General features: G+C 63.8%; 14 protein-coding genes. 5 read left to right on the forward strand and 9 right to left on the reverse strand.

Going from position 1 to position 13,896, the window contains the following annotated elements:
* Positions 1–58: 58 nt before the first annotated feature.
* Positions 59–571 carry a peptide deformylase gene (gene def / locus KUV86_RS10255; protein ID WP_206941611.1) on the reverse strand — a complete coding sequence of 171 codons (513 nt, stop codon included), beginning with the start codon at positions 569–571 and terminating at the stop codon, positions 59–61.
* 401 nt (positions 572–972) lie between these two features.
* Here def and dprA point away from each other — a divergent pair, with 401 nt between their 5' ends.
* The 4 genes from dprA (at position 973) to aroE (ending at position 4,690) form a co-directional block, all read left to right on the forward strand.
* Positions 973–2,085, forward strand: coding sequence for a DNA-processing protein DprA (gene dprA / locus KUV86_RS10260; RefSeq protein ID WP_222484434.1), 1,113 nt, complete (start codon positions 973–975; stop codon positions 2,083–2,085).
* Positions 2,086–2,199: 114 nt separating this feature from the next.
* Positions 2,200–2,760 (forward strand): L-threonylcarbamoyladenylate synthase, encoded by a 561-nt coding sequence (locus tag KUV86_RS10265; protein ID WP_206941601.1) that lies wholly within the window; start codon positions 2,200–2,202, stop codon positions 2,758–2,760.
* Positions 2,761–2,847: 87 nt separating this feature from the next.
* Entirely contained in the window at positions 2,848–3,789 is a 942-nt protein-coding gene (gene hemF / locus KUV86_RS10270; RefSeq protein ID WP_222484704.1) for an oxygen-dependent coproporphyrinogen oxidase, read from the forward strand.
* Positions 3,790–3,868: 79 nt separating this feature from the next.
* A complete protein-coding gene (gene aroE, locus KUV86_RS10275; protein ID WP_222162589.1) occupies positions 3,869–4,690 on the forward strand; it encodes a shikimate dehydrogenase in 822 nt (273 codons plus the stop codon).
* Between the two features lie 196 nt (positions 4,691–4,886).
* Here the strand turns inward: aroE and KUV86_RS10280 are convergent, their stop codons facing one another.
* Positions 4,887–5,153: a hypothetical protein gene (locus KUV86_RS10280; RefSeq protein ID WP_206941592.1), complete on the reverse strand. Its 267-nt coding sequence runs from the start codon at positions 5,151–5,153 to the stop codon at positions 4,887–4,889.
* Positions 5,154–5,179: 26 nt separating this feature from the next.
* On the reverse strand, positions 5,180–5,983 hold the full coding sequence (locus KUV86_RS10285) for a M48 family metallopeptidase (protein WP_206941590.1): 804 nt from the start codon (positions 5,981–5,983) through the stop codon (positions 5,180–5,182).
* Positions 5,984–6,162: 179 nt separating this feature from the next.
* On the opposite strand from KUV86_RS10285, the gene KUV86_RS10290 reads away from it, so the two are divergent.
* Positions 6,163–7,038: an ATP-binding protein gene (locus tag KUV86_RS10290; protein WP_222484429.1), complete on the forward strand. Its 876-nt coding sequence runs from the start codon at positions 6,163–6,165 to the stop codon at positions 7,036–7,038.
* Positions 7,039–7,096: 58 nt separating this feature from the next.
* On the opposite strand, the gene der is transcribed toward KUV86_RS10290, so the two are convergent.
* From der to KUV86_RS10320, 6 genes are all read right to left on the reverse strand, one after another.
* A complete protein-coding gene (der, locus tag KUV86_RS10295) occupies positions 7,097–8,500 on the reverse strand; it encodes a ribosome biogenesis GTPase Der (protein WP_206941587.1) in 1,404 nt (467 codons plus the stop codon).
* On the reverse strand, positions 8,497–9,663 hold the full coding sequence (gene bamB / locus KUV86_RS10300; protein WP_206941585.1) for an outer membrane protein assembly factor BamB: 1,167 nt from the start codon (positions 9,661–9,663) through the stop codon (positions 8,497–8,499). The genes der and bamB overlap by 4 nt, the downstream gene beginning before the upstream one ends.
* On the reverse strand, positions 9,660–10,319 hold the full coding sequence (locus tag KUV86_RS10305; protein WP_222484705.1) for a YfgM family protein: 660 nt from the start codon (positions 10,317–10,319) through the stop codon (positions 9,660–9,662). The genes bamB and KUV86_RS10305 overlap by 4 nt, the downstream gene beginning before the upstream one ends.
* 27 nt (positions 10,320–10,346) lie before the next feature.
* Positions 10,347–11,630 (reverse strand): histidine--tRNA ligase, encoded by a 1,284-nt coding sequence (gene hisS / locus KUV86_RS10310; RefSeq protein ID WP_261397608.1) that lies wholly within the window; start codon positions 11,628–11,630, stop codon positions 10,347–10,349.
* An 81-nt stretch (positions 11,631–11,711) separates the two neighbouring features.
* On the reverse strand, positions 11,712–12,827 hold the full coding sequence (ispG, locus tag KUV86_RS10315) for a flavodoxin-dependent (E)-4-hydroxy-3-methylbut-2-enyl-diphosphate synthase (protein WP_206941579.1): 1,116 nt from the start codon (positions 12,825–12,827) through the stop codon (positions 11,712–11,714).
* A gap of 9 nt (positions 12,828–12,836) precedes the next feature.
* Positions 12,837–13,883 (reverse strand): RodZ domain-containing protein, encoded by a 1,047-nt coding sequence (locus KUV86_RS10320; RefSeq protein ID WP_206941577.1) that lies wholly within the window; start codon positions 13,881–13,883, stop codon positions 12,837–12,839.
* Positions 13,884–13,896: the final 13 nt, after the last annotated feature.

The following is a 13,896-nucleotide window of genomic DNA, read 5'->3' on the forward strand; positions in this document are numbered from 1 at the left end:
CCGATAGCACTTGGAGTGCTATCGGCCTTGCATCTTGATGGCGATGGAGAGGTAGGGGTCAGGCGCCTTGCATTTGACGGTGGCGCTTCTGCATCTTCTTCATCACGCGGTCGCGCTTGAGCGGCGACAGGTAATCGACGAAGAGTACGCCCTCGAGATGGTCGAGTTCGTGCTGGATGCAGTGGGCCAGCAGTCCGTCGGCTTCGAGCTCGTAGGGATTGCCATCACGGTCCAGCGCCTTCAGGTGCACGCGCAGGGCGCGCGGGACTTCAGCGTAGTACTCAGGAATGGACAGGCAACCTTCCTGCATCGGCTCGCGCTCGTCGCCCAGCGGCGTGACCTCGGGATTGATCAGCACGACCGGCGTTGACTGGTCTTCGCTGACATCGATCACGATGACCCTGCGGTGCACATCCACCTGCGTGGCGGCAAGACCAATGCCAGGGGCTGCGTACATGGTTTCCAGCATGTCATCGACCAGCTGGCGGACTTCGTCATCGACGTGCTCCACGACAACCGCCTTGGTGCGCAGCCGCTCGTCTGGAAACTCGAGAATGGGGAGTCTGGCCATGCTGTGGTTCCACCGTTGTTCGTACAGTTCGTGATGCCCATTTTAGGGGGGCGCTGCAAGTTGCAGTAGCCGCTGTCGTCTATGGGCTTGATAGGCGACCACTATACCATGCTCAAAACGTCATCGCCTGATACCGCGTGGCGTTGCGGCGAAGCCCATCGCTTTGCGGCGTGGCGGGCCTTCTACACTGGCTAAATATAAGCAACGACGAAAGTAGCGCCGTTAGCGCCAGCGACGTCCACGCTGACAGCCACACCTTCGGCCATGACGGAAGTGGCGGCGTGGGCGACAACGGCAAAGCAAGAACATCAGCAAGCACATCAACAAGAACGACAGCGATAACAATAACCGGCGCGACAGCGTCACTGACTATGCGTCGATGTTTCCCAGGGAGGGTAGACATGGACTCCGACTTCGAGCGTTGGATGGTATTGCAAGCGCTTCCCCAGGTAGGACCGAAGCGCCTGGCACGGTTACGCTCCCTGAATCCTGCCTGGCCGGAAGGCTGGTTGCCCGGCTTGCCCCCCATGGCTGCTGCGGCACTGCGACTGTGGCTGGAGCACCCACGCCGCAGCCCGCTGACGGCGCCTGTCGAAGAGGCCCTGGAATGGCAGGCCCAGGGGGTGGTACATGGGCAACAGCGTCATTTACTGCATCCGGGGCATCCACGCTGGCCGGCCTTGCTCGATCAGATTGCCGATCCCCCTGTGGTGCTCTGGGCGCTGGGGGATCTGGATGCGCTGACCCCACCGCGGCTGGCCCTGGTGGGGTCGCGGCGTCCTACCCGGGAAGGCCTGGTCAATGCACGCAGTTTCGCCATCAGCCTGGCGGAAGCGGGGTGGTGCCTGGTCAGTGGCATGGCGCTGGGAATTGATGGCGCGGCTCAGGCCGCAGCTCTGGATGTGGGCGGGCGCAGCGTTGCCGTGCTGGCCGGTGGTGTCGATGTCGTCTATCCCGGCCAACATGGCTCACTGTACCGGCGCCTGCGGGATGACGGTGGCCTGTTGCTGGCCGAGTCTGCCCCTGGACGCAGGCCTCATTCCGGGGATTTCCCCCGGCGCAATCGGATTGTGACGGGGGTGTCCTGTGGCGTGCTGGTGGTCGAGGCCGCAGAGCACAGTGGCTCTTTGGTCAGTGCCCGCCTGGCCGGGGAGCAGGGGCGGGAAGTGCTGGCGGTACCTGGCTCTATCCACTCCCCTCAGGCAAGAGGCTGCCTGCGACTGATTCGTGAGGGAGCCGCCCTGATACGTCACCCCGATGACTTGTTCGAGGAGCTGGCCAGTTGGGGGCCGCGTCAGGGGGCAGTGTCCTCGACTGGGAGTGAGGCGCCATCCGGCGCCGCTGCCCGCTCGCTGCTCGATCTGCTGAGTGCCAGGCCATTGCCGGTGGATGTGCTGATGGGGCTGGCGGGTTGTGATGTCGCCACCTGTCAGCGCGAGTTGACCTTGCTCGAGATAGAGGGACACGCCGGCTTGGTGGCCGGTGGGTGGGTCAGGCTGGGCGGAGGCAGCTAGAGGCCAAGTATCGCCCGCTCGCGAAGCAGGGCGCAGTGCGACGCGTCCGGTGCCTCATGCTAGTATGCGGCTCCAACCCGTTTATCACGATGTGCCGATTCGGACTTCGATGCCATGAGTGACCCTGATTCCATTCTGACCTCAGCCACCGCCGTGCTTCGCCGTGGTGGTGTGATTGCCTACCCCACCGAGGCCGTGTGGGGGCTGGGCTGCGATCCTGACAACGACGAGGCGCTGAAGCGTTTGCTCGCGCTCAAGCAGCGGGACCCCGCCAAGGGGGTCATCCTGGTAGCGGCAGATATTGCTCAGTTCGATGCCTGGCTGACCGCCGTATCAGCAGAACAGCGAGCCCTGTTACTGGGCACCTGGCCTGGGCCCAACACCTGGCTCGTGCCCGACAACGGGCGCACCCCGGCGCTGGTGCGCGGAAGCCATGACAAGGTGGCGCTACGGGTCAGCGATCATCCTGGGGTTCAGGCTCTGTGTCGCGCCTTCGGGGGGCCGCTGGTATCGACCTCTGCCAATCGCGCTGGAGAGCCTCCGGCCATGAGCGAAGCCGATATCCATCGGATCTTCGGCGATGAACTCGACGCAGTGGTGCCCGGTGACCTGGGGGGAAATCCGCGCCCCAGTATCATTCGCGACCTGGTCAGTGGTGAGGTGCTGCGCCACTGACGATGGCGCGGCAGCCTTGTATTTGCACAAGACCGGGGTGGGGCGTGACGCGACAACGCCCATTCGACAAGCAACGACGGAGTCGATGTGACACAGCCAAATCTCGACGTGGTCAAACGCTATCTGCTGGAGCTTCAGGATCGCCTGTGCGAGGCGCTGGAGCATGCCGATGGGCAAGCGCACTTTCGTGAGGACGACTGGGTTCGCGAGGCAGGAGGCGGCGGTCGCTCGAGGGTCATCGAAGACGGTGCGCTATTCGAGAAGGGCGGCGTCAACTTTTCCCATGTGCACGGCACAACCCTGCCTCCCTCAGCCACCGCCGCCAGGCCGGAACTTGCGGGTAGGGGCTTTCAGGCCATCGGCGTATCCTGGGTGTTGCATCCGCATAACCCCCATGTGCCGACCAGCCACGGTAACGTGCGCTTCTTCATTGCCACTGCCGAGGGCGAAGCGCCGGTGTGGTGGTTCGGTGGTGGCTTCGACCTGACCCCGTTCTACCCCCATCACGAAGACGCCTGCCATTGGCACCGCGTTGCCAGAGACCTTTGCGAGCCTTTCGGTGAGGACGTCTATCCGCGCTACAAGCGCTGGTGTGACGACTACTTCTTCCTCAAGCATCGGGATGAGACGCGAGGGGTGGGCGGGCTGTTTTTCGATGACCTCAATGAAGGTGGCTTTGATCGCTGTTTTGCATTTCAGCAAGCCGTGGGAGATGGCTTTCTCGAGGCCTATCTGCCGATTGTCGAACGCCGTCGCGACACGCCCTGGGGCCAGCAACAGCGAGACTTTCAGCTGTATCGGCGCGGACGCTATGTCGAGTTCAATCTGGTATGGGATCGGGGCACGCTGTTTGGCTTGCAAAGCGGAGGTCGCACCGAGTCGATTCTGATGTCGATGCCGCCGCTGGCGCGCTGGGAATACGACTATCGACCCGCAGAGGGAAGCGCCGAGGCGGCCTTGCAGGATTACCTGCGCCCTCGTGACTGGCTGGCCGAAGAGCAAGAGCAGGCCACCAGCGCTTCCCCGTGAGCGGCTTCCGGCGCCCGCCGTGGGCGGAGCGGTGATCCTCCCGTCGCGATATTGATGCAGTGTTTGCTCAGGAGCAGAAATGACTCGCTATTGTGTGTTCGGCCATCCCATCGGTCACTCCAAATCACCGGCCATCCATGCGGCCTTTGCAGCCCAGACAGGTGAGAACATCGAATACGTGGCCATCGAGGCGCCGCTGGATGACTTTGCCGGCGCTTGGCAGACGTTCGTGGCATCCGGGGGACAGGGGGCCAATGTCACTGTCCCCTTCAAGGAGGAAGCGTATCGACTGTGCACTCAGCTGACCGAGCAGGCCCGTCGCGCAGGAGCCGTCAACACCCTTCGTCTGCTGCCTGACGGCAATCTGGAAGGGGATACCACGGACGGTGTGGGCCTGGTCGCGGATCTGAAGCGTCAGGGCGCACGCTTGCAGGGCGCCAATATCCTAGTCCTGGGGGCTGGAGGCGCGGTACGTGGGGTATTGGCGCCGTTGCTGGCCCATGACCCTGCTGGCTTGACCGTAGCCAACCGCACCGCGGCCAAGGCGAGCGCCCTGGCGCAGGATTTTGCCGATCTTGGCACTATCCGGGGGGGCGGCTTCGACAGTGTGGCGGGACCCTTCGATCTGGTCATCAATGGCACCAGCGCAAGCCTCTCGGGAGAGCTACCACCCCTGCCGGACGATCTCTTCGCCGAGGGCGCGCTGGCCTACGACATGATGTATGGCGCCGAGCCGACCGTGTTCATGGCGTGGGCAGCAGAGCGTGGTGCACGCAGTGTCGATGGATTGGGCATGCTGGTCGAGCAGGCCGCCGCGTCCTTCGCCCGTTGGCGAGGCGTCGTTCCGGAGACGGCGCCGGTGCTGTCGACGTTGCGACAGGCGTTATCGGCGGGTGCCTGACCATCGTGGTCATGGCCGCTATCCACAACACACAGCAGGCGCCACTAGGGCGCCTGCTGTGTGTTGGACTGGGGCGGTGTACGGGGGGGGGTACAGGGAGAGGGTCAGGGCAGCGGGTCCGGCAACGGGGCTGGCATGGCGCCCGGCATTCGCGTCCGATATAGAGCCCCGGTAATGAGAGACCAGCACTGGCGCCTTAGCGGCGTCGCCGATAGAGCCCCACCATGCAGCAGCCCAGGCCGATGACCGACACCAACAGACCCCCGTTGACCAACCACGGGCTGCGGACGATCCACGGTACAAAGGGTGAAGGGCTCTCGCTGCATTGACCCGTCAGATAGTTCCAATGTCCTTGGTCGATCATCTCACATTGGCGAATATCGCCCCATTCCGCGAAGTAGAACCCCAGCAGTAGCAGGATGGGCAGGACCAGCAACAGCAGTCCGAGGCGATTGAGGGTCATGACGACGGCGCTCCTTGATGAACGGCTCAGGGTGCCTTGCAGTTAGGCCTGAGGCCATTCGCCTGGGCCTGCTCGTAGCGGGCCATGGCATCACCCATGGCGGCTTCCAGACCCGCGATGCGGTTGCCATGTGCCGGGTGAGTCGACATCCATTCCGGCGGCTGGCCACCCCCTGCAGCGCTCATGTTCTGCCACAGCTGGACGCTGGCGCGTGGGTCGAACCCGGCCTGGGCCATCAGCTCGAGGCCAATGGTATCGGCCTCACTTTCGTGGCTGCGCGAGAACGGCAGCAGGATGCCGTACTGGGCGCCCATGCCCATGGCGGCCATCAGCTGATCGCTGCCGGTGACTCCCTGGGTGCCCAGCGCCGAGCCGACCACGGATAGTCCCAGCTGCGTCGCGCTCTCGGTGGAGGCGCGCTCGTTGGCATGATGAGCCAGCACATGGCCAATTTCATGGCCGATCACGGTGGCCAGCTGGTCCTGGTTGGTGGCGACGTCGAGCAGGCCGGTGTTGACCCCTACATAGCCACCCGGCAAGGCGAAGGCATTGGCGTCTTCCGACTCGAACACCTTGACCTGCCAGTTCTGGTTGCGCTGATCATCCGGCAGCGCCTGCACCACATTGCGCGTCACGCACTGCACGTACTCCAGGGTGCTGCCGCCTACGGTAGGCAGCTGCTGCTGGTACTGGGCAAAGGCCTGGGCTCCCATCTGATTAAGCTGCTGCTCGTCCAGCAACAGCATCTGGGAGCGGCCCGTCGGTGAGGTCGCACAGGCAGCTACGGTCGCCATGATGGCGCAGGCGCCAACAGCCTTCATCCAGCGCATGGTGAGTCTCCTTGTCGTGGTACAGCGGGCATCGCTTGCCCGTGTAGAATCAGAAGCGTTTGGCCAAAGATACCCGGACTGCTGGAAGGGTCAACCGCAAAGGTGGTGCAACCTGGGTCTCCGCGAGGCGACACTGACCCTGACCGGCGGCTTTAACACGCGACAAGGACACTCACCCCATGGATACCCAACTAGCGCAGCGCTTGCTCAACCTTCTCGACCGTGTCGACCCCTGGCTGCCTGAGCCACCTACGCCTGTTGACTGGCGCCGTGATGTGGCGGCGCTATGGCAGCGTCATGCCCTCGGCGGCCAGCTGGTGCCAGTGCCCCCCAGGGACGCCCTCGGGCTCGATGACCTGGTGGGCGTCGAGCGCCAGAAACGCGAACTGGTGGCCAACACACGAGCGTTTCTGCAGGGACTCCCGGCCAATCACGCGTTGCTGTGGGGTTCCCGTGGCAGCGGCAAGTCTTCCATGGTCCGCGCCTTGCTGAATACCTTGTCCGACGAGGGACTGCGCTTGATCCAGGTAGACCGGCACGATCTGTCCGGGCTGCCGATCCTGGTGGAGCAGCTACGGCACCAGCCCGAGCGCTTTGTGGTGTACTGCGATGATCTGTCCTTCGAAGGTTCGGATGACGCCTACAAGGCGCTGAAGAGCGTGCTGGATGGCACTCTGACAGGGCCTCCCGACAACGTGCTGATTTATGCGACCTCCAACCGCAGGCATCTGATGCCCGAGCATATGAGCGACAATCTGGAGAGTCGGCTGACCGCGGACGGAGAGGAGCTGCATCACGGTGATGCGGTGGAGGAAAAGATCTCGCTGTCCGACCGCTTCGGCCTGTGGCTGGCCTTTCATCCCTTCAACCGCGACACCTACCTGGAGACCTGCCGCCACTGGGTCTCGCGGCTAGGGCATGCGGGCGACTGGACCGATGAGGCCGACACGGCAGCAGTTCGCTTCGCGACACTTCGCGGCGGGCGCAGTGGACGCTGTGCCTATCAGTTTGCGGTGGACTGGGTGGGTCGACACCGCCTGGCGGAACAGCCATAGAAGCAAAACGCCCGGCCACCTCACGGTGGCCGGGCGTTGGCGTGCGGCTTGAGCTGGATTACCTGCGGTTCTTGCGCGCTTCCTTGGTACGTCCCAGCTCGCGCTGCTTGGCCTTGACCTTATCCGAGGCGTCGGCCATGCGGTCGTACGGGTTCTTGCCGGAGCGGAACTCGAAACGCATGGGGGTGCCCCGGACCTTGAGCACCTTGCGGAAGGTGTTGGTCAGGTAGCGCTTGTAGGCGTCGGGCAACTTGTCGGTCTGATTGCCGTGCACCACGATGATGGGCGGATTGCTGCCACCCTGGTGGGCCATCCGCAGCTTGATGCGGCGGCCGTGGATCATCGGCGGTTGGTGCTGCTCCACCGCGTCCTGCAGCAGGGTCGTCAAGCGGTTGGTCGACCAGTGGCTATTGGCCGAAGCGAAGGCGCGCTCCAACGAAGGATAGAGGTCACCCACCGCGGTGCCATGCAACGCCGAAATGAAATGCAGCTCTGCATAATCGGCAAAGCCCAGGCGACGCTTGATTTCGGCGCGCATCTTGTCCTTGGCTTCACTTTCCAGGCCATCCCACTTGTTGACCGCCAGCACCAGGGCGCGACCCGAGGTCAGCACATAGTCGAGAAGGTGCAGGTCCTGCTCCACCAGGCCGCTACGGGCATCCAGCACCATGATCGCGACGTGACATTCCTTGATCGCGTCGAGGGTCTTGATGATCGAGAACTTCTCGGCGATTTCGGTCACGTTCTTGCGCCGGCGTACACCGGCGGTGTCGACCAGCACGTAGGGCTTGCCCCGGCGCTCGAAGGGGATCTCGATCGCGTCTCGGGTGGTGCCCGCTTCATCGAAGACGACGACACGATCCTCGCCGAGCAGGCGATTGACCAGCGTCGACTTGCCGACGTTGGGACGACCGATGACGCCGATACGAATGCCCTTGCTGCCGGTGTCGGCGGGAATGTCCATGTCGCGCTCAGGGAACGGCGACAGCACCTCGTCGATCAGGGCCGTGACATTGCGACCATGGGCAGCCGCGATCGGGCGTGGATCGCCCAGACCGAGCTGCCAGAAGTCGGCCATGGCCGAATGCTCTTCCAGGCCGTCGGTCTTGTTGACCACCAGCCAGGTCTTCTTCTGGTTGACCCGCAGGTGGTTGGCAATGGCCTCGTCAGCGACGTTGAGGCCGGCCCGTGCGTCCACCAGGAACAGTACGATATCGGCTTCGTCGATGGCTTGCAGCGACTGCTCGGCCATCGCGGCATCGATACCTTCCTCGTCACCGCTGATACCACCGGTGTCGATGACGGTGTAGGCCTTGTTGCCGAGCATGCCGTTGCCGTACTTGCGATCCCGGGTCAGTCCCGGGAAGTCGGCGACCAGCGCATCACGCGAGCGGGTGAGGCGATTGAACAGGGTCGACTTGCCCACGTTGGGGCGGCCGACTAGAGCGATAACGGGGGTCATGGGCGGATGTCCAGAGCCTCCAGGCTTCCGTCATTGGCCAGGGCGTAGACGCGCTTGCCATCGGTGAGCGGGCGCACGCTGACGCCGGAGCCGTCGATGTGGGTGCGGCCAACCATGCGGCCACTGCTGGCGTCGATAAAGTGCACATAGCCCTCGGCATCACCGAGCACGATGCGGCCATCGGCGAAGGCCGGGGCAGTGACAGAGCGACCGTAGAGGTCTTCCTGGCGCCACAGCTCATTGCCGTTGTTGGCGTCGAAGGCCACCAGGCGGCTGGCTTCATCGACGACGTACAGGGTGTCGCCCACCAGCACCGGGGTGTGGTAACTGGACAGTGGCGTTGACCACAGGGTCTCACCGCTCTGGGCGTTGAGCGCTACCACGCGGCCGTTGAAGCTGGTGACATACAGTCGACCGTCCGGCGTCAGCACCGGTTGACCGGCCAGGTCTACCAGGCGGTCGATGTCGTTCATGCCGGTCGCGACGGCGATGGTCCGTTCTGAGATCTGCTGGCCGGAGCGATTGTCGATGATCGACAGGCGGCCATTGGCGAAGCCAGCAAAGGTGACCTGGTCAATGGCGGTCGGAGTGCCGGTACTGCGCAGGGTCAAGGACGGCATATTGGCGGTGAAGACCCACTGACGGTCACCTGACAGGCGGTCCAGAGCCGTCACCGTGCCATCCACCGCCTGGACGATCAGCAGTTGCGACGTCGGTTGCGGTGCTGCCAGCACTTCGCTGGGGACCTTGGTGCGCCACTTGACGCGTCCATTGTCCTGGTCGAGTGCCACCACTTCACCATTGCGGGTAGCCAGGAAGACGTCGCCGTCTACAGCGGTGATGCCGCTGGAAATCGGAGATTCCAGCTCCACTTCCCAGCGGGTGTCGCCATTGGCGGTGTTGAACGCCTCGACCAGGCCTTCCTCATCGGCGGCGAACAGCGTCGACCCGGACAGCGCGGGCTCGATGGGATAGGTCGCCTCGCCCAGGCCGGCGCCAACGCCTTCGCTCCAGCGCGTGTCCACCTGGGTCGATTCAGCGAAGTCCTTGAGTTCCTTCGGCGGATATTGTGGCTCGGATTTGCTCGCGCAACCCGCCAGCAAAGCGGCCATGGTCACGGCGGTGGCGATGGCGATCCGGGTCTTGTTGGTGCGCTGCTTCATAGTGTGGCCTCCTGGTCGCCAAGGTCATCGAGCTTGAGCGAAATGCCGTGGAGCGGTTGGCCGTTCTCGTCGGCCAGGGTCTGGGCGCTTTGCCAGGCCTTGGCGGCCTGGTCGCGTTGACCTGTCGCGTGGTAGATGTCGCCGCGGATGTTGTCGCGCTGTGCTGCAAGCGCAGCAGGAATATCGCCATCCAGCGTAGCCAGCGCCGTGTCGTGCTGGCCCTCGGCACTCTGCAGGCGAGCCAGGCGCAGACGCGCGATACCGACCAGATAACCGTCGTCACTGCTTTCGATCAGCGACTCGAGCGCTTCCCTGGCCGCTTCCAGATCGCCGCCGTCGACCTCCAGGCGCGCCTCCATCAGCAGTGCAAGCTCGCTGTAGAGCGTGTCACCGTGGTCTTCCCGCAGCGATGCGACCAGCGACTCGGCCTGGGTCAGAGCGTTGTCGCTCAGCTCATCACGGCTGGCCAGGTCCAGCAGCTGCTGATAGCTGCTGGAAGCGGCCACGGACTGGCCTTCCTGATAGTCCTGCCAGGCATTCCAGCCGAACACGCCGGCGGCAGCCAGCACGGCGCCCGCGATCAGCGAGGTGCCGTTTTCTTTCCACCAGCGCTTGATCGCCTCAAGCTGCTCTTCTTCCGTTCTCAGCTCCGCCACGGGCGGTCTCCTTCTGAAATGGGGCTATCACTCGGACAGCAGGCGCTCTAGCGTCGTCTCGAGCGAGGCCTGCTCGACCAGCTGCTGCTCGCGGTCGTCGCGCAGGAACTTGATGGCCACCTGGCCCGTGTCACGTTCGTTTTCGCCGATCAGCAGGGCCAGTCTGGCGCCGCTGCGATCCGCTTTCTTGATCCGGCTCTTGAAGCTGCCGCCGCCACAATGCAGCTGAACGCCAAGCTCCGGCAGCTGGTCGCGCAGTGTTTCAGCGAGCGCCATGGCATCGCCATCGGTGGCGCTGTCCATGCCGAGGACGTAGACGTCCAGCGGCGCGCGGGCCTCTTCAGGGACAATATCCAGCGTCTCCAGCAGCAGGATCAGGCGCTCGATTCCCATGGCGAAGCCGACCGCCGGGGTCGGCTTGCCACCAAGCTGCTCGACCAGGCCATCATAGCGGCCTCCAGCGCACACGGTGCCCTGGCTGCCCAGTGCATCGGTCGTCCACTCGAACACGGTGCGACAGTAGTAGTCGAGCCCACGCACCAGGCGCGGGTTGATCACGTAGTCGATACCTGCGGCATCAAGACGCGCGGTGAGCGCGTTGAAGTGATCGCGAGACTCCTGGTCGAGATGATCCATCAGCTGCGGCGCACCGCTGAGCATCTCGGCCATGGCCGGATTCTTCGAATCGAGAATCCGCAGCGGGTTGCTGGGCAGGCGGCGGACAGAGTCCTCGTCCAGCACCTCTCGGTGAGCCTCGAAGTAGGCCACCAGCGTGTCACGATAGGCGGCGCGGGCTTCATTGGAACCAAGCGAGTTGAGCTCCAGGGTGACGTGCTCGAACAGTCCGAGCTGCTTCCACAGCCGCGCCGACAGCAGGATGACTTCTGCGTCGATATCAGGACCTTCCAGCCCATAGGTCTCGACGCCGACCTGATGGAACTGGCGATAGCGGCCCTTCTGAGGGCGCTCGTGGCGAAACATCGGGCCGGTGTACCAGAGGCGCTGCGTCTGGTTGTAGAGCAGACCGTGCTCCATGGCCGCGCGAACGGCACTGGCGGTGCCCTCTGGACGCAAGGTCAGGCTGTCCCCATTGCGATCGTCGAAGGTGTACATCTCCTTCTCGACGATGTCGGTGACCTCGCCGATGGAGCGGGCAAACAGCGCGGTCTGCTCGACGATCGGGGTACGAATCTCGTTGTAGCCGTAGCGCTTCATCAGCGCCTGTACCTGGGCCTCGAAGTACTGCCACACGGGCGATGCATCCGGCAGCAGGTCGTTCATGCCACGGATGGCCTGGATCTTCTTGCTCAAAACTTGCTCCTTGGTCTCGCCGCTCTTGCTTCTCGTAGGCTGACTGTGACGTTTAGCCGGCGCCTGTTCGCCGGGACGGGGTCACAGCTGGCGAGCGATGACGTTCTGTTCGGTAGCTTCCTTCTCGGCGACCTTCTGGCGAATCAGCGCCTCGAGATCGTCGACCAGGTGGTCGTTGCGCAGCTTGCTGGCAGGCTTGCCATCGATGTAGACCAGGTTGGCGGGGGAGCCGCCAGTCAGGCCCAGGTCGACTTCCTTGGCTTCGCCGGGGCCATTGACCACACACCCGATGACCGCCACATCCAGCGGTGTCATGACGTCTTCAAGGCGTTCCTCGAGGGCGTTCATGGTACTGATGACGTCGAAGTTCTGGCGCGAGCAGCTGGGACAGGCGATGAAGTTGATGCCCTTGGCGCGCAGCCGCAGGCTCTTCAGCATGTCGAAGCCGACCTTGATTTCCTCGACCGGGTCGGCGGCCAGGGAGACCCTGATCGTATCGCCGATGCCGTCCATCAGGAGCATGCCAAGGCCGATCGACGACTTGACGGTGCCAGACCTCAAACCGCCCGCTTCGGTGATGCCCAGGTGCAGCGGCTGCTCGATGCGAGCGGCCAGATCGCGATAGGCCGCCACCGCCATGAATACGTCGGACGCCTTCACGCTGACCTTGAAGTCAGGGAAGTCGAGACGGTCCAGGTGGTCAATGTGACGCATCGCCGATTCGACCAGAGCGGCTGGTGTCGGTTCCCCGTACTTCTTCTGCAGATCCTTTTCCAGCGAGCCGGCGTTGACGCCGATGCGAATCGGGATGCCGTTGTCACGAGCTGCCGATACCACCGCCTGGACGCGATCCTCGCGGCCGATATTGCCTGGGTTGATACGCAGGCAATCGACCCCAAGCTCAGCCACCCTCAGCGCGATGCGATAGTCGAAGTGGATGTCTGCGACCAGGGGTACCTGGGTGCCTTTCTTGATGCGACCGAAGGCCTCTGCGGCCTCCATGGTCGGCACGGATACGCGCACGATATCGGCACCGGCCTGCTCCAGCGCGCGAATCTGCGCGAGGGTGGCCTCGACGTCCAGCGTATCGGTGTTGGTCATGCTCTGGACCGAGATGGGGGCATCGCCCCCAACCGGCACGGAGCCGACATGAATCTGGCGTGACTTGCGTCTGATGATCGGTGAGTGCGAATGCATGGCGATCAATCACTCTCCCAGGGTAAAGCGGGCGACATTGTTTCTGCCGGCGCGTTGCTGCAGGTCGACGGGTTCGCCGCCCCACGTGAGCTCGACACCGGTGGCGTTGCCGACAGTCATGCGGAAGGGCGGCTCGCCCTCCACGGTGGCTTCGGTGCCCGGTGACTGCAGGCCGACGAAGACACGGGTGTTGGTGCTGTCGAAGATTTCCGTCCAGGACTGCTCGTTGAAGGTCAGCTTGAGGATACGCCGACTGGTCGTTGCCTCGCTGGCGCTCTGCTCGTCGGCAGCGCTGGCACTGTCAGTCTCGGCGTCTTGCTCGGAGGCGTCATCCGCGCTGGCCAGGTCCTGTGCGGCGTCGTCACTGTCGGAGCTTGCTGCGTCGTTGGCGGCAGCTGCCTCGGTGGCGGCCACGGTGCTCGGAGTGGCGTCGGCACTGCTCTCGGCCACTTCGGCGCTGGCTTCTTCCGCCTGCTCGTCGACCAGCCCCATCTCGCTGTCTTCCGAAGGCAGCGGCGGCAGGTTTTCGTCACTACTGGCACTGTCTTCGCTGACCGCAGCGTTGCCGTCGATGGTATCCACCGATACCGGGCCATTGTCGCTGACTTCCGGCGGTTGGCTGCCGCCACGGCTCTGCCACCACATCAGGGTCAGACCGATCAAGCCGGCGATGACGATCAGCGTCATCAGGCGGAACAGCCAGGCCCCAAGGCGCGAAGGGGGCTTGTTGATGTAGACCGGGGTCACCTTGCGTTCGACTTCTTCGTTGCCCATGCGCGTGCTGTACAGCGTCATCACACGGCCTACGTCGACGCCCAGCAGCTGGGCATAGCTGCGCAGATAGCCGCGTCGATAGGTAACGACCGGGACTTCGTCGTAATTGTCGTTCTCCAACCCTTCGATGACGGCGGGTCGGAGGTTCAGGGCTGCCCCGACTTCCTCTCGGGTCAGGCCCTGGCGCTCCCGCTCACGCAACAGCAGGGCGCCGGGTGAGTCATCTCCGGCAGACGGTTGAGACGAGAAAACCTCTGAGTCGGTGTACTGACTGTCGCTCATGGCTGAGCATCCT

Origin of the sequence: Halomonas sp. DP8Y7-3, assembly GCF_019801675.1 — a bacterium.
Classification (GTDB): domain Bacteria; phylum Pseudomonadota; class Gammaproteobacteria; order Pseudomonadales; family Halomonadaceae; genus Halomonas; species Halomonas litopenaei_A.